19 protein-coding genes are annotated in these 21,041 nt (G+C 34.7%); 15 read left to right on the plus strand and 4 right to left on the minus strand.

Annotation, left to right across the window (positions count from 1 at the left end; translation table 11 throughout):
* The first annotated feature begins 69 nt into the window (after positions 1 to 69).
* The 15 genes from yajC to IP358_RS03515 are packed head-to-tail and all read left to right on the plus strand — an operon-like array spanning position 70 to position 17,125.
* Positions 70 to 342: a preprotein translocase subunit YajC gene (gene yajC, locus IP358_RS03445; RefSeq protein WP_006803230.1), complete on the plus strand. Its 273-nt coding sequence runs from the start codon at positions 70 to 72 to the stop codon at positions 340 to 342.
* Between the two features lie 5 nt (positions 343 to 347).
* Positions 348 to 1,925: a protein translocase subunit SecD gene (gene secD, locus IP358_RS03450; RefSeq protein WP_006803229.1), complete on the plus strand. Its 1,578-nt coding sequence runs from the start codon at positions 348 to 350 to the stop codon at positions 1,923 to 1,925.
* 8 nt (positions 1,926 to 1,933) lie between these two features.
* Positions 1,934 to 2,905: a protein translocase subunit SecF gene (gene secF, locus IP358_RS03455; protein WP_006803228.1), complete on the plus strand. Its 972-nt coding sequence runs from the start codon at positions 1,934 to 1,936 to the stop codon at positions 2,903 to 2,905.
* The gene (locus IP358_RS03460; protein ID WP_006803227.1) at positions 2,905 to 3,246 is read left to right on the plus strand and encodes a DUF6394 family protein; all 342 of its coding nucleotides are present in this window, start codon (positions 2,905 to 2,907) and stop codon (positions 3,244 to 3,246) included. Before secF ends, IP358_RS03460 begins: the two co-directional genes overlap by 1 nt.
* A 10-nt stretch (positions 3,247 to 3,256) precedes the next feature.
* Positions 3,257 to 5,722 carry a leucine--tRNA ligase gene (leuS, locus tag IP358_RS03465; protein ID WP_006803226.1) on the plus strand — a complete coding sequence of 822 codons (2,466 nt, stop codon included), beginning with the start codon at positions 3,257 to 3,259 and terminating at the stop codon, positions 5,720 to 5,722.
* Positions 5,722 to 6,222, plus strand: a complete 501-nt coding sequence (gene lptE, locus IP358_RS03470) for an LPS assembly lipoprotein LptE (protein ID WP_040498833.1) — start codon at positions 5,722 to 5,724, stop codon at positions 6,220 to 6,222. The genes leuS and lptE overlap by 1 nt, the downstream gene beginning before the upstream one ends.
* On the plus strand, positions 6,222 to 7,451 hold the full coding sequence (locus IP358_RS03475; protein ID WP_006803224.1) for a GGDEF domain-containing protein: 1,230 nt from the start codon (positions 6,222 to 6,224) through the stop codon (positions 7,449 to 7,451). The genes lptE and IP358_RS03475 overlap by 1 nt, the downstream gene beginning before the upstream one ends.
* On the plus strand, positions 7,441 to 8,661 hold the full coding sequence (locus tag IP358_RS03480; protein ID WP_006803223.1) for a Mur ligase family protein: 1,221 nt from the start codon (positions 7,441 to 7,443) through the stop codon (positions 8,659 to 8,661). Before IP358_RS03475 ends, IP358_RS03480 begins: the two co-directional genes overlap by 11 nt.
* A complete protein-coding gene (locus IP358_RS03485) occupies positions 8,662 to 9,594 on the plus strand; it encodes a peptidoglycan DD-metalloendopeptidase family protein (protein ID WP_006803222.1) in 933 nt (310 codons plus the stop codon).
* Positions 9,595 to 9,602: 8 nt separating this feature from the next.
* Complete coding sequence (locus IP358_RS03490; protein ID WP_232086827.1) at positions 9,603 to 9,956, plus strand: bactofilin family protein; 354 nt, start codon at positions 9,603 to 9,605, stop codon at positions 9,954 to 9,956.
* Positions 9,946 to 12,981: a transcription-repair coupling factor gene (gene mfd, locus IP358_RS03495; RefSeq protein WP_006803220.1), complete on the plus strand. Its 3,036-nt coding sequence runs from the start codon at positions 9,946 to 9,948 to the stop codon at positions 12,979 to 12,981. The genes IP358_RS03490 and mfd overlap by 11 nt, the downstream gene beginning before the upstream one ends.
* A gap of 2 nt (positions 12,982 to 12,983) precedes the next feature.
* Positions 12,984 to 13,799 (plus strand): TIGR00282 family metallophosphoesterase, encoded by an 816-nt coding sequence (locus IP358_RS03500; protein ID WP_006803219.1) that lies wholly within the window; start codon positions 12,984 to 12,986, stop codon positions 13,797 to 13,799.
* A 9-nt stretch (positions 13,800 to 13,808) separates the two neighbouring features.
* Positions 13,809 to 15,692 carry a menaquinone biosynthesis decarboxylase gene (locus tag IP358_RS03505; RefSeq protein WP_006803218.1) on the plus strand — a complete coding sequence of 628 codons (1,884 nt, stop codon included), beginning with the start codon at positions 13,809 to 13,811 and terminating at the stop codon, positions 15,690 to 15,692.
* A 54-nt stretch (positions 15,693 to 15,746) separates the two neighbouring features.
* The gene (locus IP358_RS03510; protein WP_006803217.1) at positions 15,747 to 16,298 is read left to right on the plus strand and encodes a hypothetical protein; all 552 of its coding nucleotides are present in this window, start codon (positions 15,747 to 15,749) and stop codon (positions 16,296 to 16,298) included.
* Positions 16,295 to 17,125 (plus strand): CvfB family protein, encoded by an 831-nt coding sequence (locus tag IP358_RS03515; RefSeq protein WP_006803216.1) that lies wholly within the window; start codon positions 16,295 to 16,297, stop codon positions 17,123 to 17,125. Before IP358_RS03510 ends, IP358_RS03515 begins: the two co-directional genes overlap by 4 nt.
* 1 nt (position 17,126) lies before the next feature.
* Here IP358_RS03515 and IP358_RS03520 read toward each other — a convergent pair whose 3' ends face one another.
* The 4 genes from IP358_RS03520 to exbB form a co-directional block, all read right to left on the minus strand.
* Positions 17,127 to 19,268 (minus strand): WD40 repeat domain-containing protein, encoded by a 2,142-nt coding sequence (locus IP358_RS03520; protein WP_006803215.1) that lies wholly within the window; start codon positions 19,266 to 19,268, stop codon positions 17,127 to 17,129.
* Between the two features lie 97 nt (positions 19,269 to 19,365).
* Positions 19,366 to 20,031 carry an energy transducer TonB gene (locus tag IP358_RS03525; RefSeq protein WP_006803214.1) on the minus strand — a complete coding sequence of 222 codons (666 nt, stop codon included), beginning with the start codon at positions 20,029 to 20,031 and terminating at the stop codon, positions 19,366 to 19,368.
* Entirely contained in the window at positions 20,028 to 20,417 is a 390-nt protein-coding gene (exbD, locus tag IP358_RS03530) for a TonB system transport protein ExbD (protein ID WP_006803213.1), read from the minus strand. Before exbD ends, IP358_RS03525 begins: the two co-directional genes overlap by 4 nt.
* Entirely contained in the window at positions 20,414 to 20,845 is a 432-nt protein-coding gene (gene exbB, locus IP358_RS03535; RefSeq protein ID WP_006803212.1) for a TonB-system energizer ExbB, read from the minus strand. The genes exbD and exbB overlap by 4 nt, the downstream gene beginning before the upstream one ends.
* Between the last annotated feature and the right edge of the window lie 196 nt (positions 20,846 to 21,041).

The raw sequence follows: 21,041 nt of genomic DNA on the forward strand, positions 1-21,041 counted from the left end.
TTTTTAAACATTTAATTAGTAAAGCGGTGGTAAAATCCGCAAATTTATTTCACTTTATAAGGGTAAACTATGGAAAATGCTGGAAATATCTTTACACAATTGCTTCCGCTAATTGTGCTAATTGCGATTTTTTATTTCTTGATTATTCGTCCGCAACAGACACAAGCAAAGCGTCATAGAGAGATGATTGCCAATCTTGATAAGGGAGATAAAGTTGTAACAAGTGGTGGATTTATCGTGGAAATTGTTAAAAAAGAAGAAGAGTTTTTTATGGTGCGTTTAAATGATGATACGCTTGTAAAGCTTTCTAAAGATTATGTTGCTAAGAAAATTGAACAATAATTCCTATGAAAAAAGCTTTTAATACAAAGTTGCTTTTTTTTGTTATTGCAACACTTTTTGGAATTGCGCTTTCTGTGCCTTCAATCTTTCAAACACAAGGTCCTAAAATTACTTTAGGTTTAGATTTGCAAGGGGGACTAAATCTACTCTTGGGTGTAAAAACAGAAGATGCAATCAAAACGCGTTATGGCTCTCTTGCATCACAGATTAATTATTATGCTTTAGATGAGCAAATTTTGCTAGATGGATTAAATGCGCGTGAGAATAGCGTAAGTTTTGAACTTTTGGATTCTAATGAAAAGGTAAAGGTAGACGCGTATTTAAAAACGATTCCAGGTTTAAATGTGGCTGAAAATCATTTAAACTACACAATTTCTTTTACGGAAACTGAGATTATGAATCTTAAGAATTTTGCTATTGAACAAGCAATTGGAAATATTAGAAATCGTTTGGATCAGTTTGGGTTATCTGAGCCCAGCGTAACTAAGCAGGGGGAAGATGCTATTTTGGTGCAATTGCCAGGCATTAAAACACAAGAAGAAGAGCAGCGTGCTTTAGAATTGATTTCAAAGGGTGGTCATTTGCAAATGATGGCAGTTGATGAAGCGCGTAATGCAAGAGTTTCATCAATGACGGATTTAGAAGCGCAATCCTATGGTGATGTAATCTTACCCTTTGTAGATGATGAAAAACAAAAGATCTTGTTAAAAGCGATTCCTATTTTAGATGGTGCAATGCTAACAGATGCAAGGGCGGCGTATGATCAAAATGGACAGCCTGTGATTAATTTTACTCTTAATGCGCAAGGTGGTAAGATTTTTGGTGATTTTTCTGGAAAAAATGTTGGCAATCGTATGGCTATTGTATTAGATGGTGAAGTGTATTCAGCCCCTGTGATTAGAGAGAGAATTGGAGGGGGAAGTGGGCAAATTAGCGGTGGTTTTAGTGTGCAGCAAGCAAGTGATATTGCAATTGCCCTTAGAAGTGGGGCTTTGCCAGCACCTATTACCTTGCTAGAAAAGCGTAGTGTAGGTCCTTCGCTTGGTGCTGATAGCATTAAAGCTTCCATGATTGCATTAATTACAGGTGCAATTTTAGTTGTGGCATTTATGGTGTTTTATTATGGGATTGCAGGGTTTATTGCTGATATTGCAATGGTTGTAAATATCTTGCTAGTAATTGCAGTGATGTCTTTATTTGGAGCAACTTTGACGCTTCCAGGTATGGCTGGAATCATCTTAACTGTGGGTATGGCAGTAGATGCAAATGTGATTATTAATGAAAGGATTCGTGAGGGATTTCGCGCTAAAGAAAACTTTATAAAATCCTTAGAAAATGGCTACGCTAATGCTTCAAGGGCAATTTTTGATTCCAATTTAACTTCTTTGATTGCTGCAGTATTGCTTTATATGTGTGGCACAGGAGCAATTAAAGGGTTTGCAATTACAATGAGTATTGGAATTTTAGCTTCTATTATCACCGCAATTGTCGGCACACACGGAGTTTTTAGAATGTTGCAAGATCGTATTGTAAAGTCAGGTAATTATGCATTATGGTTTGGCTATAAAGATAGAAGCAAATAAGGAGAAATATGGATTTTTTTAAACATAATAGAATCTATGATTTTGTAAAAATGTCTAGTTATGGAATCGTGCTTTCTTTAATTTTATTTGTGGGTTCTCTCATTTTATTTGTTAAACCAGGATTCACATTAGGTGTAGATTTTGCTGGTGGGACGATTATCCAAGTGCAATATGATAAACCAGCGCCTTTAGCAGAGATTAGAAAAACATTAGAAGCAGTGGATGCTTATAATGGAGTGCAAGTTAGTGAGTTTGGTTCGCCAGAAGAAATTTTAATTAAACTCCCAACTGCTTCATCAAGTGTTAATCAAGATATTGGACAAGAAGTTGCAAATATCTTAAAGAATACTGGTAATCTTAGTGTGCGTCGTGTAGATATTGTGGGACCAAAAGTAGGCAATGAGCTAAAAGAAAAAGGTGCTTTAGCTTTGGTTTTGGCTTTAGCTAGTATTATGCTTTATGTCTCTTACCGCTATGAGTGGAGATTTGCATTAGCAGCGATTTTGGCGCTTGTGCATGATATTGTTATTGCTACTGGAGCTGTAATTTTATTTGATATTGATTTGAGTTTAGAGGTTATTGCTGCACTTTTAACACTGATTGGTTATTCTATTAACGATACAATTATTATTTTTGATAGGATCCGTGAAACCATTGGGATACGCGTTAATGATAGCTTGGAAAATGTTGTCAATGAAGCACTTTCAGCTACGCTTTCAAGAACTGTTTTAACTTCTCTTACTGTATTTTTTACAGTCTTTACGCTTTATGCTTTTGGTGGGGAGATTATTAAGGGCTTTAGTTTGCCAATGTTGGTAGGATCCATTGTTGGAAGCTATAGCTCTATTTTTGTTGCAAGCAAACTTGTTATTTTATTTAAATTTGATTTGAAAAAATATTACCAAAAAGTTACAGAAGCAGAGCGTAAAGCATTAGAAAAAAAGAAACTGCGTGAAATGTATGAGAGAGGGAGAGTGTAATGGATTGGGGAAAAGTAACTTTTGTCTTTTTTATTTTAATGAGTTTAACTTCTACGGTAGGTTTTTTGTATGAGCAAAATTTGGTGATGTTGTTTATAGCTGGTGGAGTAAATATTCTTTCTACAATTTTAAAAGTTGGTGTAAGAAGTTTTATGTCAGCAGAGCTTATGGCGGCATCTTTGGTCGCAGATTTGCATTTGATTCCATCTTTTATTTATATGCAAGTCTTTAATAATGTAAATGTTGCTGTGGCATTGGCACTTGGAGCATTGGTTGCAAATATAGTTTCTATTGTGTTTATTGCTATTGAAAGCATTAAGAGTTATAACAATTACAATTAGAAGGTGGGATATGGAATATAATCCTAAGGTTATTGAGAAGAAGTGGCAAAAGTTTTGGGAGAAGAGTGGCGCATATGAGCCAAAAGAAAATAAAAGTCTTCCCAAAAAGTATATTTTAAGTATGTTTCCATATCCTAGTGGAAATATCCATATGGGACATGTGAGAAATTATTGCATTAGTGATGCGATTGCTAGGAAGTTTCGTAAAGATGGTTACAATGTGTTGCATCCTATTGGTTGGGATGCTTTTGGAATGCCAGCGGAAAATGCAGCAATCAAGCATAAAACTCATCCTAAAAAATGGACTTATTCTAATATTAAAAATATGAAATCTCAGCTTTATAGCCTTGGATTTTCTTTTTCTAAAACGCGTGAACTTGCAACTTGTGATTTAATTTATTCTAAATGGGAGCAAAGCTTTTTTATTGCGATGTGGGAAAAGGGGTTAATTTATCGCAAAAAAGGCTTTTTAAATTGGTGCCCGAACGATCAAACTGTGCTTGCAAATGAGCAGGTGATTGAAGGAAAATGTTGGCGTTGTGATACGCCTGTAGTGCAAAAAGAGATGTATCAATACTATATTAAAATTACAGATTATGCTGAAGAGTTGCTAAGGGATTTAGATACGCTAGAGGGGAAGTGGCCTAATCAAGTCTTAACAATGCAAAAAAACTGGATTGGTAAATCAGAGGGTTTAAGTTTTTCTTTTGATTTGGAAAAGAGTATTCAAAGTGAGGATTGTGTGATTTCTGCTTTGGAAGTTTTTACTACGCGCCCTGATACGATTTTTGGCGTGAGTTATTGTGCGCTTGCACCTGAACACCCTCTGGTTAAAGCAATGCTAAAAAACCCAGAAGTTTATGGACTTTCCAAAGAAGCAGTAGAACAAATTCAAGCAATACAAAATACAAGCGAGAGAGAGCGCGCACAGCAGGAAAAAATGGGGATTCCGCTTGGAATTTATGCAATACATCCACTAAGCGAAAAAAAGATTCCACTATGGGTGGCAAATTTTGTTTTAATGGGTTATGGAAGCGGAGCAGTAATGAGTGTTCCAGCCCACGATGAAAGAGATTTTGAGTTTGCTAAAAAATACAATTTACCTATTATTCCTGTGATTGCGCCAAAAGATTCTGTAGATTATTCTAAACAAGGTTTTTATGCAGAAAGTGGAACATTAATTAATTCCCAAGAATATAATGGCTTGGACAATGAAGAAGCAAAGAGAAAAATTATTGCTTATTTTGAGAAAAATGGCAAGGGCAAGTCTGTTGTTAATTATAAGCTTCGTGATTGGGGGATTTCACGACAAAGGTATTGGGGGACGCCTATTCCTTTAATCCATTGTGAGTTTTGCGGGATTGTGCCAGAGTCTTTAGAAAAACTGCCCGTTGCATTGCCTGAAGATGTTAGTATTGATGGGGAGGGAAATCCTTTGGATAAGCACCCAACTTGGAAGCGTTGTGTTTGCCCACAATGTGGAAAGGAAGCAATAAGAGAAACAGATACGCTTGATACCTTTATGGAATCTAGTTGGTATTTTTTACGCTATACAACTTCGCAGAGCTTGCGTGATAGTGAAGCAATTAATACACAAGAAGCGCGATATTGGATGGATGTGGATGAATATATTGGCGGAATTGAACATGCGATTTTACACTTATTGTATGCGCGTTTTTTTACAAAGGTGTTAAAAACGCTTGGATATACAGAGTCTAGTGAGCCATTTTCTCATCTTCTAACGCAAGGAATGGTTACAAAAGATGGTGCAAAAATGAGCAAATCCAAAGGAAATGTTGTTGATCCTAGTGAGATTATCACGCAATTTGGCGCGGATACTGCAAGGCTCTTTATTCTTTTTGCGGCACCTCCTATTAGAGAGCTAGAATGGAATGACTCCGCTGTAGAAGGTTCTTATCGTTTTATTAAACGCTTGTGTGCGAAAATTGAAAAAGTACAGAAAATTACAGCTTTGCCAAAAATTACAGCAGAAAATTTAAGCGAAGCGGAAAAATATGCACGCAAAAAAGTTTATGAAGCATTGAAGAAATCTTATGAAACTTTTACGCATGAGAGTGGGTATGCTTTCAATACACTAATTGCTGCTTGTATGGAAGCTTTGAATGCTCTTAATGAACAAGATAATGTAGAAGTGTGGAGTGAGGGGTATTTTATTTTACTTAATATTTTAGAACCGATTATTCCACATATTTGTTGGGAGTTAAGCCAAGAATATTTTAATCTTGCAAATTTTGCTCCTATTGTTGTAGATGGATCTGCATTAAAAGAGGATTCCATTACAATGGCAATTACGGTTAATGGTAAGCGTAGAGGAGAAATTAAGGTTGCTTTAAATGCGGAGAATGCGGAAGTTTTAGCACTTGCAAAAGTAGCTGTTGAAAAGTGGATTGCAGATTTTACTATTGTTAAAGAAATTGTTGTGCCAAATAAGCTTGTGAATTTTGTGGTGAAATGATGCGAAAAATTACTCTATTTATTGCTTTGGTTATTTGTTTTAGTGCGTGTGGTTATAAACCTTTGGCGCATAATACACAAAAAACACTTGGTGATAAAATTTATATAGAAGTCAAGATTGATCCTAGAGATCCTCAAAATAGCGTTACATTAAAAGATGAACTTTCTAAAAGCATTTTTGAGCGTTTGCACGCAAATATTGTGGATAAGGATGAGGCAACTTCTATTATAGAAGTGCAGTTGCGATCGGTTAGTTTTAACTCTCTTGCGGAAAATCGCACAGGTTTTGCGACATTTTATCGTTGTGAAGTTGTTGTAGAATTTAAATATATTAATAATTTAAGCCAAAAAATGCGCGTGTTTAATAAAAAGGGATTCTATAATTTTTCACTAAATGAAAGCTCCATTATTACAGATTCTGTACGCCTTGAAGCAATTAATTATGCGACATTACAGGCATTAGATGGATTTATCTCTCAAGCAGGAATTGATGGATATTAATGCAAAATACACAAAGTATTGCTAGAGAGGCATTAAAAGAACTTTTAAAGGAAGGTAAAGATCCAACTCCAGAAGCTTATGCGCAGGCTTATTGTGTGGCAGCCAAGAAGATGGGTATTGCAGCGGAATCAGAATTTAGTATTGAAAAAGTGCTTGAAATGTTAGAGACTGAGGCAAAGGAAAATTTACCAAATAAGAGATTTAAGAATAAAAATGAGCTTTTTATAGCCTTAACAAAAGCGATTAATCATTTGAATTTTTCTAAAAAAAATTTTAGCACTTCTTTGGAAATTTTAAAATTTCTTTTGCGTTTGCTTACTACACATCCTCAAAAAGAAATTAGCACACTTGCAAAAGGAAATTTAATAGAGATTGATAAGCTTAATTCTAAATCAATGCAAAGTTGGCGTGAGCGTTGGATGGAACAGGTTAAAAAGATTCCAGAATTTGATGCTTTGGATTCTTTAAAGGTGCTAGAAATTTTGAGTAATTTTAAGATTCCATATTTTGAGATTCAAAAATGGCAAGATGAAGCTAAAGTTTTATTGAAAGAGCAAAAGCCAAGCAAAGAAGCACAAATTAAGTTAATAAAAAGTCTAGAGGGGCAAATTTTAGCACTAGGTAATGCGCAATATTTGCAAAAGAAATCAGATAAAGAATTAGAGATAAAAGATTTTGCAAGCACAACAAATCCCTTAAAAAAATCAACACAAAAGCCCCTAGAATTTAAAAATGCAACAGCATTACCTATTGATGCAACTACGACTTTAATGTCTAAAGCTGGAATGCAAGAAGTGTTAAATTATGCCGAAGAAGCGTTTATTAGAGAAAATAAAAATTATTCTGTGATTGTTTTTGGAATTGCAAGTTATGATAAGATTAAATCACATTTTGGCTTGGAAGCAGCAAAACGGATCTTAGCAACACTTGGAAGATTATTGAAGCAATATAGTAACACAAGTGATTTAATTGCTTATTATGGAGATGAAGAGTTTTTGGCTTGTTTGCTTGGCAGAGAAAAAGAAGAAGCGATTGCTTTTATTTATAATTTAGATAAGATTGTAAGTAATAGCAAGTTTATGTTTCAACAAACACGCATTGCGATTGCTTTAAGCGCACAGGTTTCACATCGTGTAGAGGCAAAAGATTTGGAATCTATGCTTAAAGTTAGTATTGATGATTTTATTAAATGCAAAGACTCGCAAGGAATTATTAAATATGAGTCTTAGACTAGAGTGTTTTTTAGAGCAAAAGGGGGCAGAGTATGCACCTTTTAATCCAAAACGCGCACCAAAACTTTTAGAGCAACTTCACCTAAAATTCAATAAGAATCAAGTTATTATTCAAATAATAGGCACAAATGGTAAGGGTAGTACAGGAAGATTTCTAGCCTTAATGTTTAAAAATTTGGGAGTAAAGACTGGACATTTCACTTCGCCACATTTACTTTTTTTGCGTGAGCGGTTTTGGATTGATGGAGAGAGTGTTGCAGAATCTGTGCTGGAGAATGCTTTTGATAGCTTAGATATTGAAATTTTGCATAAAGCGAGTTATTTTGAAGTGCTTACATTTTTGGCTTTTAGAGTGTTTGAAAAATGTGAAGTGGTGATTTTAGAAGCAGGGCTTGGGGGGGAATATGATTCTACAACGACTTGTAGCACTCCACAACTCACACTTTTTACAAGTATTGGAATAGATCACGAAGAGTTTTTAGGAAAAAGCATTAAAGAGATTGCGACAACCAAACTTAATGCAATGGCTAAACTTTCTGTTTTAGGGTTTCAAAGAGAAAAGGAAGTAATAAGCATAGCTGAAAAAATTGTAAAAGAAAAAGATTTGGAGTTAGAGAAAGTAGAAGAGATTCCGCAAAACATTTTAGAGTATGTCAAGGAGCGTAATTATCCGCATTATCAAGCGCAAAATTTAACACTTGCTTGGAAGGCTTTGGTGATGGCGATAAAAAAGATTCCAACTTTAAAAAGGTTGGAATCTAAAATTGATTTTGATTTAAATTTTTCTTTAGATTCTTTTTTGCGAACACTTCCACTCCTTGATTTGCAAGGGAGATTTCAGAGTTTAACGCCAAAGATTTTTTTAGATGTGCTGCATAATGTTGATGGAGCAAAGGCATTATTAGAACATTATATAACTTTTAGTGAGGATAAAACAATTTTGATTTATAATTCTTATTTTGATAAGAATCCAAAAGCAATTCTATCGCTTTTAAAGCCTATAATTGAACGCGTTGAGATTTTTGAAGTGGAAAATTCGCGCATAATTAAAAAAGGCGCATTAGAGGAAATTTTAAAAGCATTAGAGATTCCTTATTGTGATTTTTCGCATTTAAATAAAGAATCGCAATACCTTGTGTGTGGTTCTTTTAGTGTGGTGGCAAAGTTTTTAAAAGATTTTAAAGAAAAGAAAATAAAAGAAGAATAGATGAAAAATCGTTTTGTGGTAACAATCACCGATATTAATGGTTCTAAACAATACAATATCCATCAGTATGTCAAGCAAATTATTTTGTATGTGATTTTACTTGTGGTTGTGATTTTTTTCTTTAGCTTTATTTCTATCCAGTTGCTTTTAAAAGAAGTGCGCCAGATTGAAGTTAAGCGTGATTTAATGCAGGAGGAATATTTAAAGATTAATGAGAAAAATGAAGAATTACAAGCTTTAATTGATGAAAAAACTGAAGAATTAGTCAAAGTTTCTGATAGAATTGAGGATTTAGAGGGAATTGTGGGATTGAGTGATCAAATTGTGGAATCCCAAGATTTAAGTTTAATTGAACGAGTGGATTTGGCAAGTATTACTGGGGCGCAAAAGGCGTTTGTAATGCAACTTATCCCAAATGGTGCACCTTTGCGCGGGAATTATCGTATCACTTCTGATTGGGGGACAAGAGTTAATCCAGTATTGCGCCGTACGCATTTACATACAGGAATTGACTTTGGGCTTCCTATTGGCACACCAATTTATGCGCCAGCTGATGGTGTAGCATATTTTGCAAATAATAGCTATAATGGTGGCTATGGAATTATGGTTAAACTTGAGCATTCCTTTGGCTTTAGCACCTTTTATGCGCATTTGAGTAAAATTGTTGTTAAAAAGGGCGATTTTGTAAGACGCGGGCAAATTATTGCTTATTCTGGCAATAGTGGGAGAAGCACTGGTCCGCATTTGCATTATGAGATCCGTTATTTAAGTCAAGATGTAAATCCGCGTCCATTTATTGAATGGACAATGAGAGATTACACTAAAATTTTTGAAAAGGAGAAAAGTGTCAAATGGCAATCTTTACTAACAATGATAAATCAACTAGTGGAAATTCAGGAAACACCAGCATTATTGCGAAGGGAACAAAAATAAAAGGGGATATGTATAGCGAGTGCAGCTTACATATTGATGGAGATTTAGAGGGGAATATTGTTGCAAAAACCAATGTGGTTATTGGTAAGAGTGGTAATGTAGATGGAAGTATTGATGCAGAGCATTTAGTAATTAGCGGGAAGCTTATGGGGAATTGCACTTGTAATGTTGTAGAGATTTTACCACAAGGCAGAATTGATGGTAGCATAGTAGCAAAAGAGTTAATCATTGAAAAAGGTGGAGAGTTTGTAGGGCAAAGTGTTGTGCATAAAAACAATGAGTTTGAGAAAAATACGACAGATTTAAAAGCGCCAAAATCAATTTCGTTAAACCAAAAAACAGAGGAAGGTATTGCAAAGTAGCGTCTATGCATTTTTAAAAGCGCGTAAAGGGGAGTTTAAAACGCGCTTTAAAAATGGGCTTATTATCTTGTGTGAAGATGGAAGAAGTGCCTTATCTTGTGGAGATGTAGCGAAATTTTTAGGATTTAAAACATTTGTTTTTCCGGATTTTAGGGCAGCATTTGGTGATGATTTGCGCAGTTATCAAGAAGAATTAAGTGCGTTATTTTGGACATTAAGAGAGTTTTACACATTTAAAGGGGAGAAAATCTTATTTTCGCCCCTTTATACGCTACTGCACCCCTTGCCAAATGCGGAATCGCTTTTGACGATGCAGCTAAAAGTGGGCGATGTTTTAAATCTTAAAAGTTTTAAAGAGAACTTGCTATATTTTGGTTATGAATTTGTAGATTTGGTGGAGCTTGGTGGGGAAGTTTCAATGCGTGGGGATATTATTGATATTTTAACGCCAAACGAACAAAATCCTTATCGTATCACGCTTTTTGATGATGAGATTGAGAGCGTGCGCTATTTTGATTCTCAAACGCAATTATGTTCTAAAGAAAATTTAGATTCTTTAGAGATTCCTCCAGCGTTTTTAAGTTTAAATGCGGAATCTTATGAAAACTTAAAAGAAGCGATTTTAGCAATTTTACAAAAGCAATCAATACTAGATGGTGGAAGTGGAGATATTTTAGGCTTTGGATTTTGGTGTTTAGAAAATCTTGGAATCACAAAAGATTTTTTGCAAGATTATCCCTTTGTAGTTTTGCCTAATGTTAAGGAATTGGCAAAAGAAGCCTTGGGGTTTAATGAGCAAAATGCTAACAAATTACAATGTGTGTTTGAAGGCGAAACTTTAGAATCCACACAGGAATTTGAAGACTTTACTTATAATTTTAATAGCTTACAAAGTTTTTTAGAGTTTCATAAGCAAAAAACAATCACAATCCTTGCAAAAAGTGAAGCGCAAGTGCGTCAAGCTGGGATTCCACTAGATGCGCCTTATACTTTTAAGTTTGGAGTGGATTATGCAATTAATCTTTTGGGCAAAGAGAGTTTAATTCTCTCTCTTAATACTCCACAAAAGCAGCAAAAACGCGCGAAAGTTAAGATTTTGCTTGATGAATTAAAAGTTGGCGATTATGTGGTGCATTGTGATTATGGAATCGCAATTTTTAGTGGAATCACGCAGGCAAATATTTTTGGTGCAACGCGTGATTTTATTGCGTTGCGCTATTTGGGTGAAGATAAACTTCTTTTGCCTGTTGAAAATTTAGATAGGATAGATCGCTATATTGCTGATAGTGGTGGGATTCCAATTTTAGATAAACTTGGTAAAGGCTCTTTTGCAAAACTCAAAGAAAAGGTTAAAGAAAAACTTTTTGTGATTGCAAATGCCATTATTGCGCTTGCGGCAAAGCGTGAATTAATAGATGGTGTGGTGTTTGATGTGCAAAAAGAAGAGATATTGCTCTTTCAAAATAAAAGTGGATTCCATTATACGGAGGACCAAACACAAGCGGTTAATGAAATTTTTAAAGATTTAAGCAGCGGTAAGGTTATGGATAGGTTGCTTAGCGGAGATGTAGGCTTTGGAAAAACGGAAGTTGCAATGAATGCGATGTTTGTAGCGTTTTTAAGCGGTTTTCAATCGGCGATGATTGTGCCAACAACCTTGCTTGCCTATCAGCATTTTAACACGCTAAAAGAGCGATTTGTGCCTTTTGGATTTAAGTTAGCGCGCTTGGATAGATATGTTAGCACAAAAGAAAAGAAACAAATTTTAAGAGACTTGAAAAATGGAGAGTTAAATGCAGTAGTTGGCACACACGCTTTATTAAGTGCGGAGTTTAAAAATCTTGCTTTAATGGTGGTTGATGAAGAGCATAAATTTGGCGTGAAACAAAAAGAAAAAATTAAGGATTTGAGTCAAAATATCCATTTGCTCTCAATGTCAGCAACCCCGATTCCAAGAACGCTAAATATGGCACTCTCGCATATTAAGGGTTTAAGTGAACTAAAAACTCCCCCAAGTGAGCGTCAAGCAACGCGTACCTTTGTAAAGCAGCTTGATGATACTCTTTTAAAGGAAATCATTATGCGTGAAATGCGGCGCGGTGGGCAAATGTTTTATATCCACAATAGCATTGCGACAATCCGGCAAAAAAAAGAGGAAATTTTGCGCGTGTTACCAACGCTTAAGATCGCGATTTTACACTCACAAATTCCAGCACAAGAGGCAGAGGATATTGTGTTAGAGTTTGCTAAAGGGACTTATCAAATTTTGCTTTGCACAAGCATTGTGGAATCGGGTATCCATTTGCCTAATGCAAATACGATTTTAGTGGATAATGCAAATTATTTTGGAATTGCAGATTTGCACCAGTTGCGTGGGCGTGTTGGGCGTGGGAATAAAGAAGGTTTTTGTTATTTGCTTATAGAAGATTTTGAGTCCATCACAGAAGATGCTAAAAAGCGTTTGTTGGCTTTAGAGAAAAATTCCTTTTTAGGCAGTGGGGGGGCGTTAGCCTATCACGATTTAGAAATTCGCGGTGGGGGGAATTTGCTAGGGGAGGCACAGAGTGGGCATATTAAAAATATTGGCTACTCACTCTATCTTAGAATGCTTGAAGATGCGATTTTTGCATTAAGTGGAAATGTGGCGCAAAAGGAAGCAAATGTAGAGGTTAAATTAAGCGTAACGGCGTTTTTAAATGCGGAGTTGATAGAATCCGAACGCTTGCGTTTAGAGATTTATCGGCGATTATCAAAATGCCAAGAAGAAAAGGCTGTGTTTGCAATAGAAGGGGAGATTGAAGAAAGATTTGGGCGTTTGGATATTTACACAAGGCAGTTTTTGGATTTAATTCGCATTAAGATTGTTGCAAGAAATTGTGGAATCGCAAGCATTATGAATTATCAACAAAACATTAGTTTTACTTCAAATAATGGCGATAAGATAAGCATTAAAGCAAGTAGCAAAGATGAAGATGATGTGCTAAAGGCGGTGTTTTTGCATTTAGAAAAGCTACAAAAAGGATAAGAATGCGCTTTGGATTTATTGGCGATATTGTAGGCAGGGTTGGTAGGAATCAAATTGCGCGTTATGTGAAGGAAGTAAGGGAGAATTATAAGCTTCAACTTGTGATTGCAAATGGGGAGAATGCAAGCCACGGGTTTGGACTAACAGGCAAAAGCATTGCAGAGCTTCAGGGCTATGGAGTGGATATTTTTACAGGGGGGAATCATACTTGGGATAAAAAGGAAATCACTGCATTTTTAGCCCTTGAAAATTCTAATGTGTTGCGTCCGCATAATTATCCTAAAGGTGTTGTTGGAAGTGGCGTGTATAAGGGAGATGTGGATGGTGAAAAATTTGCAGTGGTCAATTTAATGGGGCATTTTGGTATGCCGCAATGTGATAATGCTTTTGTTTGTGCAAATGCTACCATTGAAGCCTTGCAAGAGGAAGGGATTAAGAATATTATTGTGGATTTTCACGCGGAAGCCACAAGTGAGAAGCGCGCAATGTTTATGATGTTAAAGGGTAGAATTGCAGCAATTTTTGGCACACATACGCATATTGGAACAGATGATTTAGAGATTTTTGAAGGAAGTTTTGGCGTGAGTGATGTGGGAATGAGTGGAGCTAGGGAGAGTGTGATAGGAATGGAGTGTGAAGAGCCTATTAATCGCTTTTTAACAGGGATTCCTAACCGCTTAAGTGTGCCAGAAAAGAGTGGAATCCCTAGCATTTTTCAAATGATTGTGTGTGAAATCATTGATGGTAAATGTGTGGAGGCTTTTAAATTAAAGGCGATAGATAATGGAGTGATAGAAAAAACATTGGTTGCAAAATAAGGAGAGCAAATGCGACAAACCATTGATAAGCTAAAAGCAAATAATGCGTTAAAAGTGATTAGTGAGCCTTTAGATGTGGAGCTAGAGATTCCGCATCTAGCGTATTTAGAAGTTAAAAGCAAGGATTCTAAAGCGTTGTTATTTGTAAATCCTGTGGATAAGGCTAGGGGTGTGCAGTATGAAACGCCTGTGCTTATGAATCTTTTTGGGAGTTTTAAGCTTGTAGAATTGCTCATCGGAGATGTGGAGGGTCAAGCAAGTGAAGTTGCAAAGCTACTTAAACTAAAGCCCCCTAGAAGCTTTAAGCAGGCTCTAGCTTTGCTCCCTAGTCTTTTGAATTTGCGCAACTTATCGCCTAAGATTTTAAAGGGTAGGGGCTTGTGCCAAGAAGTGATTAAGCAAGGCAGTGAAGTGGATTTAGAAGCAATTCCTGTGCTTAAAACTTGGAGTGATGATGGGGGGAGATTTATCACAATGGGGCAGTGTTACACGCAAAGCCTTGATGGATGCGTGCGCAATCTTGGAATGTATCGCTTGCAAGTGTATGATAAAAATCATTTAGGGCTGCATTGGCAAATCCATAAAGATAGCGTGCATTTGCTAGAAGAATATCGCAAGGCGGGTAAAAAAATGCCTGTTAGCATTGCTATTGGTGGAGATCCGCTTTATACTTGGTGTGCCACTGCGCCACTGCCTTATGGAATGTATGAATTAATGCTTTATGGCTTTATTAAAAAGCAAAGGGCGAAACTTGTGCGCTGTGTGAGCAATGATTTGTGTGTGCCTTATGATGCGGATTTTGTGATTGAAGGGTTTGTAGAACCTACAATGCGTGATGAAGGAAGATTTGGTGACCACACGGGATTTTACACGCCCATTGAGCCATATCCTGTGCTTGAAGTGTATGCAATTACTTCTAAAAAAAATCCTGTGTATTTAGCCACAGTGGTGGGTAAGCCTCCTTTAGAAGATAAGTATTTAGGTTATCCGACAGAGCGAATCTTTTTGCCCTTATTGCAAACAACAACGCCAGATTTAATGGAATATTATATGCCTGAAAATGGAGTGTTTCATAATCTTATTTTAGCAAAAATTAAGGCACGATTTCCTAATGCCGCAAAACAGAGTATGCACGCCTTTTGGGGTGTTGGACAGATGAGTTTTGTCAAACACGCAATTTTTGTAGATGAAAATGCTCCAAAACTCCAAGATTTAGAGATTATTCCTTATCTCTTAAATCGCTTTAGCACGCAACATTGTTTAATTAGCGATGGGGTGTGTGATGCGCTAGATCACGCTTCCCCAGAGTTTGCAAAAGGGGGGAAACTAGGGGTGGATTGCACGCAAGATTATGCAAAGGATTTAAAAGATTGTGAAGTGCTTAGTGATAATGCTTTGCAAGAGATTTTAGCAAATGTTCTAAAAGAAGGTGGGGAAGTCAAGCGTGTTAGGCAAATTTACGCAGAGACAAAAAATCCTATTGCATTAGTTGCTATAAATAAAAAAGATTCCATAGGTAAGGCGGTTTTGGATTTAGGTCATAAAAAGTTGGAATCTAAAAATGAACAAAAATTAGAATTGCTGCAAAAACACACACGCATTATCGTGGTTGTGGATAACGCAAAAAATGATTTAGAAAATTTATATATGCTACTTTGGCGCGTGGTAAATAATATTGATGCAAAACGCGATGTGGTGATTTTAGATTCCATTGTTTTTATAGACGCAACAGATAAAGATGCGCGTGATGGGCATTTAAGGGAGTGGCCTAAAGAAACGGATTGCTCTATAGAAGTGCTAAGGAACTTGGAGGTAAAAGGGCTTTTAAAAGATTATGGGGATTTAGAGAAGTTTTATCGCGCATTTCATATTGATAAATCTTATAATTGTTAAGAAGATTTTGACAAATTTAAGGCAGAATTTTAGCATTTTATTAAAGGGGCTTATATGGAAAATAAACCTAAAACGCGTAAAATTTGGCTTAAAGAGCTAAAATCTGAAATTATGGAATTACGTCATCAAAATTTAAGCGATAAAGAGATTAAGCGAAAAATGCGTTTAGCATTGCGCGAACATTCTACTAGGCTAGAAGTGGCGGTGGGATTTGTGTTTTGGCTTATCGTTTTAGCATTGGTTGGGTTTGGAATACATATTGGATATGCGGTATTGATGTGGGAAGCGCGTCTATATGAATTTAGTGTGTATTTTTCGCCTTATACTTCAATGCTTATTTTTATGTTTTTATGTGTTGTGCTGTGTGGGATTTTGATTGTTTGGTTTGGATATTTTGCGGATTGTTTTAGATTCCATAAAATTCTTGATGATACTTTAGAAGAGCAGTTTTATTTAAAACTCTTTAAAACATTGTTATTGCTTAGTTTGATGGGGTTTGTGGTGTTTATGATAATAGTGTTTTTTGTTGGGCTTCAGATTTCGGATTTTTATGGAATTCCACTTGGCAGAAGTTTATTTGAAACACTAATGGAGATTATAGATTGAGCAGTGTTGGATTAATTAAAACATTGGTGATTTCGCGTTTTGCAAATCCGGGGGCGTATTTGTTTGATGGTGTTGATGAAGTTTTGCTTCCAAATGCGTATGTGCCAAAGGATGCAAAGATAGGCGATAAAATAGAAGTGTTTTTATATACAGATTCTAGTGATAGACCTGTGGCAACAACACTAATGCCAAAGGCACAAAGGGGAGAAATCGCGGTTTTAAAAGTAGTGGATAAAAACAATTTAGGCTGTTTTTTAGATTTAGGTATTGCAAAAGATGTTTTTATGCCAACAAAGATTCCGCAAAATTATCCTATTGGTAGTGAAGTAGCAGTATTTTTGACTTTAGATAGGGAAAATCGTTTGCTTGCAAAAGAAAATATAAAGCCTTATTTGCAGAATTTCAAAACAAACTTACAGACAATGAAAGTTGGAGTGAAAGTTAGAATTCTACCTTTTAGAAAAACTCCATTAGGTTTTGAATGCGTGATTAATGGAGAGAATTTAGGCTTGCTTTATCATAATGAAGTTTTTGGTGAGTTTATGCTTTATGAAGCTAGGGAAGGTTATATCAAGCGCATTTATCACAATGGAAAATGTGATTTAAGTCTAAAGCATCCTTTGTCTAAAAATGATAAAAAGTCGGAATCTACAATACTTTTGGGATTACTAAGAGATAGAGGAGTGTTAGAATTAAATTATGATAGCGAGCCTATGAAAATTTACGCGCAATGCAAGATGAGCAAAAAGGCTTTTAAGCGCGCATTAAGCGCATTATTAAGTGAGAGTAAGGTTGTGCTTGAAAATGGAGTGATTAAAAGAAAGTAAATTAAGTCTTTATTACAAGTAAGGATTTTGCTACAGGTTCCATTAATGAGCATTGTAAAGTGTCGCTCTTGGTTTCTAAAATGTGTTCTAGAATAGGGTAGAGTTCTAATTCTTTAGAAACTTTTATAATATCTTCATCTTTGCCATAGCGTTTAATATATTGACTGAAGCTACTATGCCAGTCAATGTTTTTTTGCGTGCGTTTTGGGTTATTGTATTGAAATTCTCTTAAATAAGCAGCTTTTAAAAGAGTGTTGGTTTTAGTTTTTAGGCTACCAATAGTTGTGTAATCTTTTAGAAGTTGCAATACAATTTTTGGCTCCCCTTTTGTTGCAACTTTAAATGCTTGTTCGAAAATTTCCAAAAATTGGTCATAAAGCATCTTAAACTCTTTAGTATTTTTTAATTCAATGCTTGTTTCTGCCAAATTAAATGCTTCTTTTATATTGTTGTGTGTATAGGCTGTTAAGAATCTTTTTTTAAGATGAAGGATTTTTAGTTTTTCATTGGTTATTTTCTTGAAAAATGGAATATTATTTAGATATTCGCATAATTTTAATGCTTGTTCTATGTTGTTTTCTTTTTCAAAAATATTAATATGTTTGAGCAAATTTTTGCTTGCATAAAGTGCTTTTTTGTAAGTGTGAGTTTCTTTTAAAAAATGAAACTTCTCGCATAAAGAAAAATAAGCAATCATATTTTTGTCTTTATAGATTTGCTCTGCTTCTAAAAAAATATTTGCATTATCTAGTAATAATTGTATATCCCTCTTTTTGGATTCTACATCATTAAATACGCCTAGGAGTTCTTTTGCTTTTTTGATATTTAGTGTGGTATCTTCCAAGAGAAGAACTTGGCAAGTCCTAAAAATCTTTTGCCAAAGTTCTTCTATATTTTCATAAGAGAGTGTATTTTTGACAAAGGGGTATCTCTCTGCGATTGCATAGGCTTTGATGTAATTTTTTTTCTCCGCAGCGTCAATAAATTCTGCTATATAATGGACTTGTTCTAGGCAAGTGTTAAATTCTTGCTTTTTTTCTATATCTCTCATAAAAGGATTGGTTAATTTTATAGCTTCTTGGATGAGATTTTTGGATAATAAGGCAACAGCTTGTTTTAGTGTTTCTTTCCACTGTGTATCAAGTTTTTCTTTGTAGATTTTTAAGGTGCACAAAAAAATGTTATCTTGATAAAACATTTCTGTGGCATTGCTAATGCTATCAATTTCTAGCGTTCTAAGAAAGGCTTCCATTTGAAATGCAGTGTCGTAATATTCAATTGTGCCATCACTATATCCTAGGAATAGGATATTTTCACAAAAGTGTATTGTTGTGATTCCATAATGCGTAACTTTTAGTGTCTCTACAAGTTTATTTGACGAGATTCTTATTAAAAATAATGAATTGTCCCTAGAACCAACAAGAGCGAAGTCTGTATTTGGAATTCTTTTACAGAAAGTCAGCCAAGTGTCTTTGAAATGATTTTTGTTAAGGATTTTGTTTTCTATTAAGTCATATAGAATTGTTTCTCCATTGCGAGTAATACAAAAGATTCTCGTGTTGTCTTTGTCGAACAATGCATCTTCAACTATGCTATCAAAGGTTGTCTTGGTAATTATTTTATCATAGGGAATATTTACTACGATAAATTCTCCACTAAAGCTGGCCCCTAGAGCATAAAGTTCATCATCGCTAAAAGCTATTGTAGAAATAGAATCAGAAAAAGGAGAAGAGCTTAGTAAAAAATTATAATTTTTTCCATAATATACAACAATTCTTCCGCATTCCCCTCCGGTTGCTAAGTAAGTATCATTAGGGGAAAAAATCGCTTTAGTAATTTCTTTTTTTTGCCAAGTCAGTGGCTCTAATTCTTTAATTTGCTCCAAGCCAATTACAGATCCTATATTAGTGTTGCTAAAGCCAATTGCGAAACATTTCTGTTTATTGGCAAAGCCCACTGCCTTGCTAAATTCAAAAAGGGGCTTTCTATCTTTTTGAATAATTGTGGATTTTTCTAAAATTTTATTTTGTTTTGAAAATGCATAGGTGTTATAAAGATTATCTACTGCATAAATCTTATCTGAATCTGTACCAATTCCTAAAACACTATTAGAAAGAGAGAAAGCTCCTTTTAAAGGTAGCATAGTGTATCCTTAAAAAAATTTATTAACCTTTTTATAATAAAAATTATTAATAAGCGATAAAATACACAAAATCAAATAAAAATATTTTATTTTGAAATTAATTTCTTAACATAAAAACAATTGGAATTTGCAAATACACATCGTTTGTATGCTGTGGAAAATGCAATGCAGCTTGCTGGATTGCATTAAGAGCACTCCTGTCAAGAATAGGTTGTCCTGAGCTTTTATACACTTTTAAATTTTTAAGAAATTTGTGTTTTGTCCATAAAAATTCTACTATAACTTCACCTTGTATGCGCATTTTTCTGGCTTGCCTTGGATAATTAACATTGGAATCTATTGCTTTTTTTACTGCTCTTAAAAATGGATGGTTATCCTTTCCAAAAGTTAATGTTTCAATAGTATTTTTAGGAATTATATTTTCTTGTGTGCTACTGTTACTGGGTGTTATGGGGGATTTTTTGTGTTGTGGAGTGGGCTTTGGATCTTGTTTTTGTGAGTGTTTTTTAGATGGAATATTTTTTGACTCTTTTGGGATTTCTTTTGATATTTCTTGCGTTGAATTTTTAGGATTTGGTGTTTGATTTTGTGGGGCTTGTGTGGAATGTGTGATAAATTGTTGCATTGCTAGACTAAAGGAATTTTGTTGTTTTGGGGAGATTCTAAACCAAGAAGCACTATATAAGAATCCAATAAACAGAAGAGCAAATAAAAAACTTGTGCAATAAAATGCTTGGGATTTATGGTTTAAGAGTAGCTTCATGGTGTTTTCTCTGTTAGGATTTGGAAGTTTTTGTGATTATTTTTTCGTAAAATATCAATAATTTGAACAAAGCTATCAAATTTTGCATTTTTATCACTTTTAAGTTCAATGGGGGTGGTGCTATCTGTGGAATTGATTTTGGTTTGAATTGCTTCTAAATTTGATTCTTTTCCATTAAGAAAAAATACATTTTCTGCATTAATTGCAATTTGAATTTTGTCTTTATCGCTATTAGATTGCGTGCTAGATTCTACCTTTGGAAGCTCTAGTTTGATTTCTCCGTGTGCAATGAAAGTAGAGATGCTAAGAACCATTGCTAATAGCACCAAAATTATATCAATAAAAGGAATAATGTTAAGTCCTTCTGTTTTTTGTGCTTTTATCATATTTTGTTTTCCTGAGTTGTTTTGTAGTGTGTGCTTAGAAGATTTACTTTTCTTATAAGAGCATTATAAGCCATAAGGCTAGGAATTGCTACTAAAAGCCCAAGCGCAGTTGCCTTGAGAGCTAGAGAAAGTCCAACAACAATGGATTTGACATCAATATTTCCACTCATTCCCATATCATAAAAGGTTATCATAATTCCAATCACCGTCCCAAGCAATCCAACATAAGGAGCATTAGAATAGATAATGTGTAAAGTTGTGAGATTTTCTGTAATGGCATCATCAAAGCTATCTTGAGAATTAAAATGTCTAAGATTTAATTTTTTAAAAAAAAGTAATCGTTCAATTACGCACCAAACAGCGATAAACGCCATTAAGCCTAAGATTCCAAAAATAATAATATCGATGTAGGATTTAAGAATTTCCATTGGTTTCCCTTAAAATATAAATTATGATAATTAAAATTATAATTATAAAAACTTATATAATAATTAAGAATGATTATTATTGATTTTTTTAATATGATAATTTTTGGTTTAAAATATTTAATATAAAATTAATAATTATTATCATAATATAATATTGCCAAAAGACATTTTTGGCTAAAAATATTTTTAAGGATTA

It is taken from the genome of Helicobacter winghamensis ATCC BAA-430, from assembly GCF_028751035.1.
Classification (GTDB): Bacteria; Campylobacterota; Campylobacteria; order Campylobacterales; family Helicobacteraceae; genus Helicobacter_D; species Helicobacter_D winghamensis.

Excerpts from the sequence above, each read along its gene's own strand:
- yajC (WP_006803230.1), top strand. The coding sequence starts at position 70 with ATGGAAAATGCTGGAAATATCTTTACACAATTGCTTCCGCTAATTGTG.
- secD (WP_006803229.1), top strand. The coding sequence starts at position 348 with ATGAAAAAAGCTTTTAATACAAAGTTGCTTTTTTTTGTTATTGCAACA.
- secF (WP_006803228.1), top strand. The coding sequence starts at position 1,934 with ATGGATTTTTTTAAACATAATAGAATCTATGATTTTGTAAAAATGTCT.
- IP358_RS03460 (WP_006803227.1), top strand. The coding sequence starts at position 2,905 with ATGGATTGGGGAAAAGTAACTTTTGTCTTTTTTATTTTAATGAGTTTA.
- leuS (WP_006803226.1), top strand. The coding sequence starts at position 3,257 with ATGGAATATAATCCTAAGGTTATTGAGAAGAAGTGGCAAAAGTTTTGG.
- lptE (WP_040498833.1), top strand. The coding sequence starts at position 5,722 with ATGCGAAAAATTACTCTATTTATTGCTTTGGTTATTTGTTTTAGTGCG.
- IP358_RS03475 (WP_006803224.1), top strand. The coding sequence starts at position 6,222 with ATGCAAAATACACAAAGTATTGCTAGAGAGGCATTAAAAGAACTTTTA.
- IP358_RS03480 (WP_006803223.1), top strand. The coding sequence starts at position 7,441 with ATGAGTCTTAGACTAGAGTGTTTTTTAGAGCAAAAGGGGGCAGAGTAT.
- IP358_RS03485 (WP_006803222.1), top strand. The coding sequence starts at position 8,662 with ATGAAAAATCGTTTTGTGGTAACAATCACCGATATTAATGGTTCTAAA.
- IP358_RS03490 (WP_232086827.1), top strand. The coding sequence starts at position 9,603 with ATGTATAGCGAGTGCAGCTTACATATTGATGGAGATTTAGAGGGGAAT.
- IP358_RS03500 (WP_006803219.1), top strand. The coding sequence starts at position 12,984 with ATGCGCTTTGGATTTATTGGCGATATTGTAGGCAGGGTTGGTAGGAAT.
- IP358_RS03505 (WP_006803218.1), top strand. The coding sequence starts at position 13,809 with ATGCGACAAACCATTGATAAGCTAAAAGCAAATAATGCGTTAAAAGTG.
- IP358_RS03510 (WP_006803217.1), top strand. The coding sequence starts at position 15,747 with ATGGAAAATAAACCTAAAACGCGTAAAATTTGGCTTAAAGAGCTAAAA.
- IP358_RS03520 (WP_006803215.1), bottom strand. The coding sequence starts at position 19,268 with ATGCTACCTTTAAAAGGAGCTTTCTCTCTTTCTAATAGTGTTTTAGGA.
- IP358_RS03525 (WP_006803214.1), bottom strand. The coding sequence starts at position 20,031 with ATGAAGCTACTCTTAAACCATAAATCCCAAGCATTTTATTGCACAAGT.
- exbD (WP_006803213.1), bottom strand. The coding sequence starts at position 20,417 with ATGATAAAAGCACAAAAAACAGAAGGACTTAACATTATTCCTTTTATT.
- exbB (WP_006803212.1), bottom strand. The coding sequence starts at position 20,845 with ATGGAAATTCTTAAATCCTACATCGATATTATTATTTTTGGAATCTTA.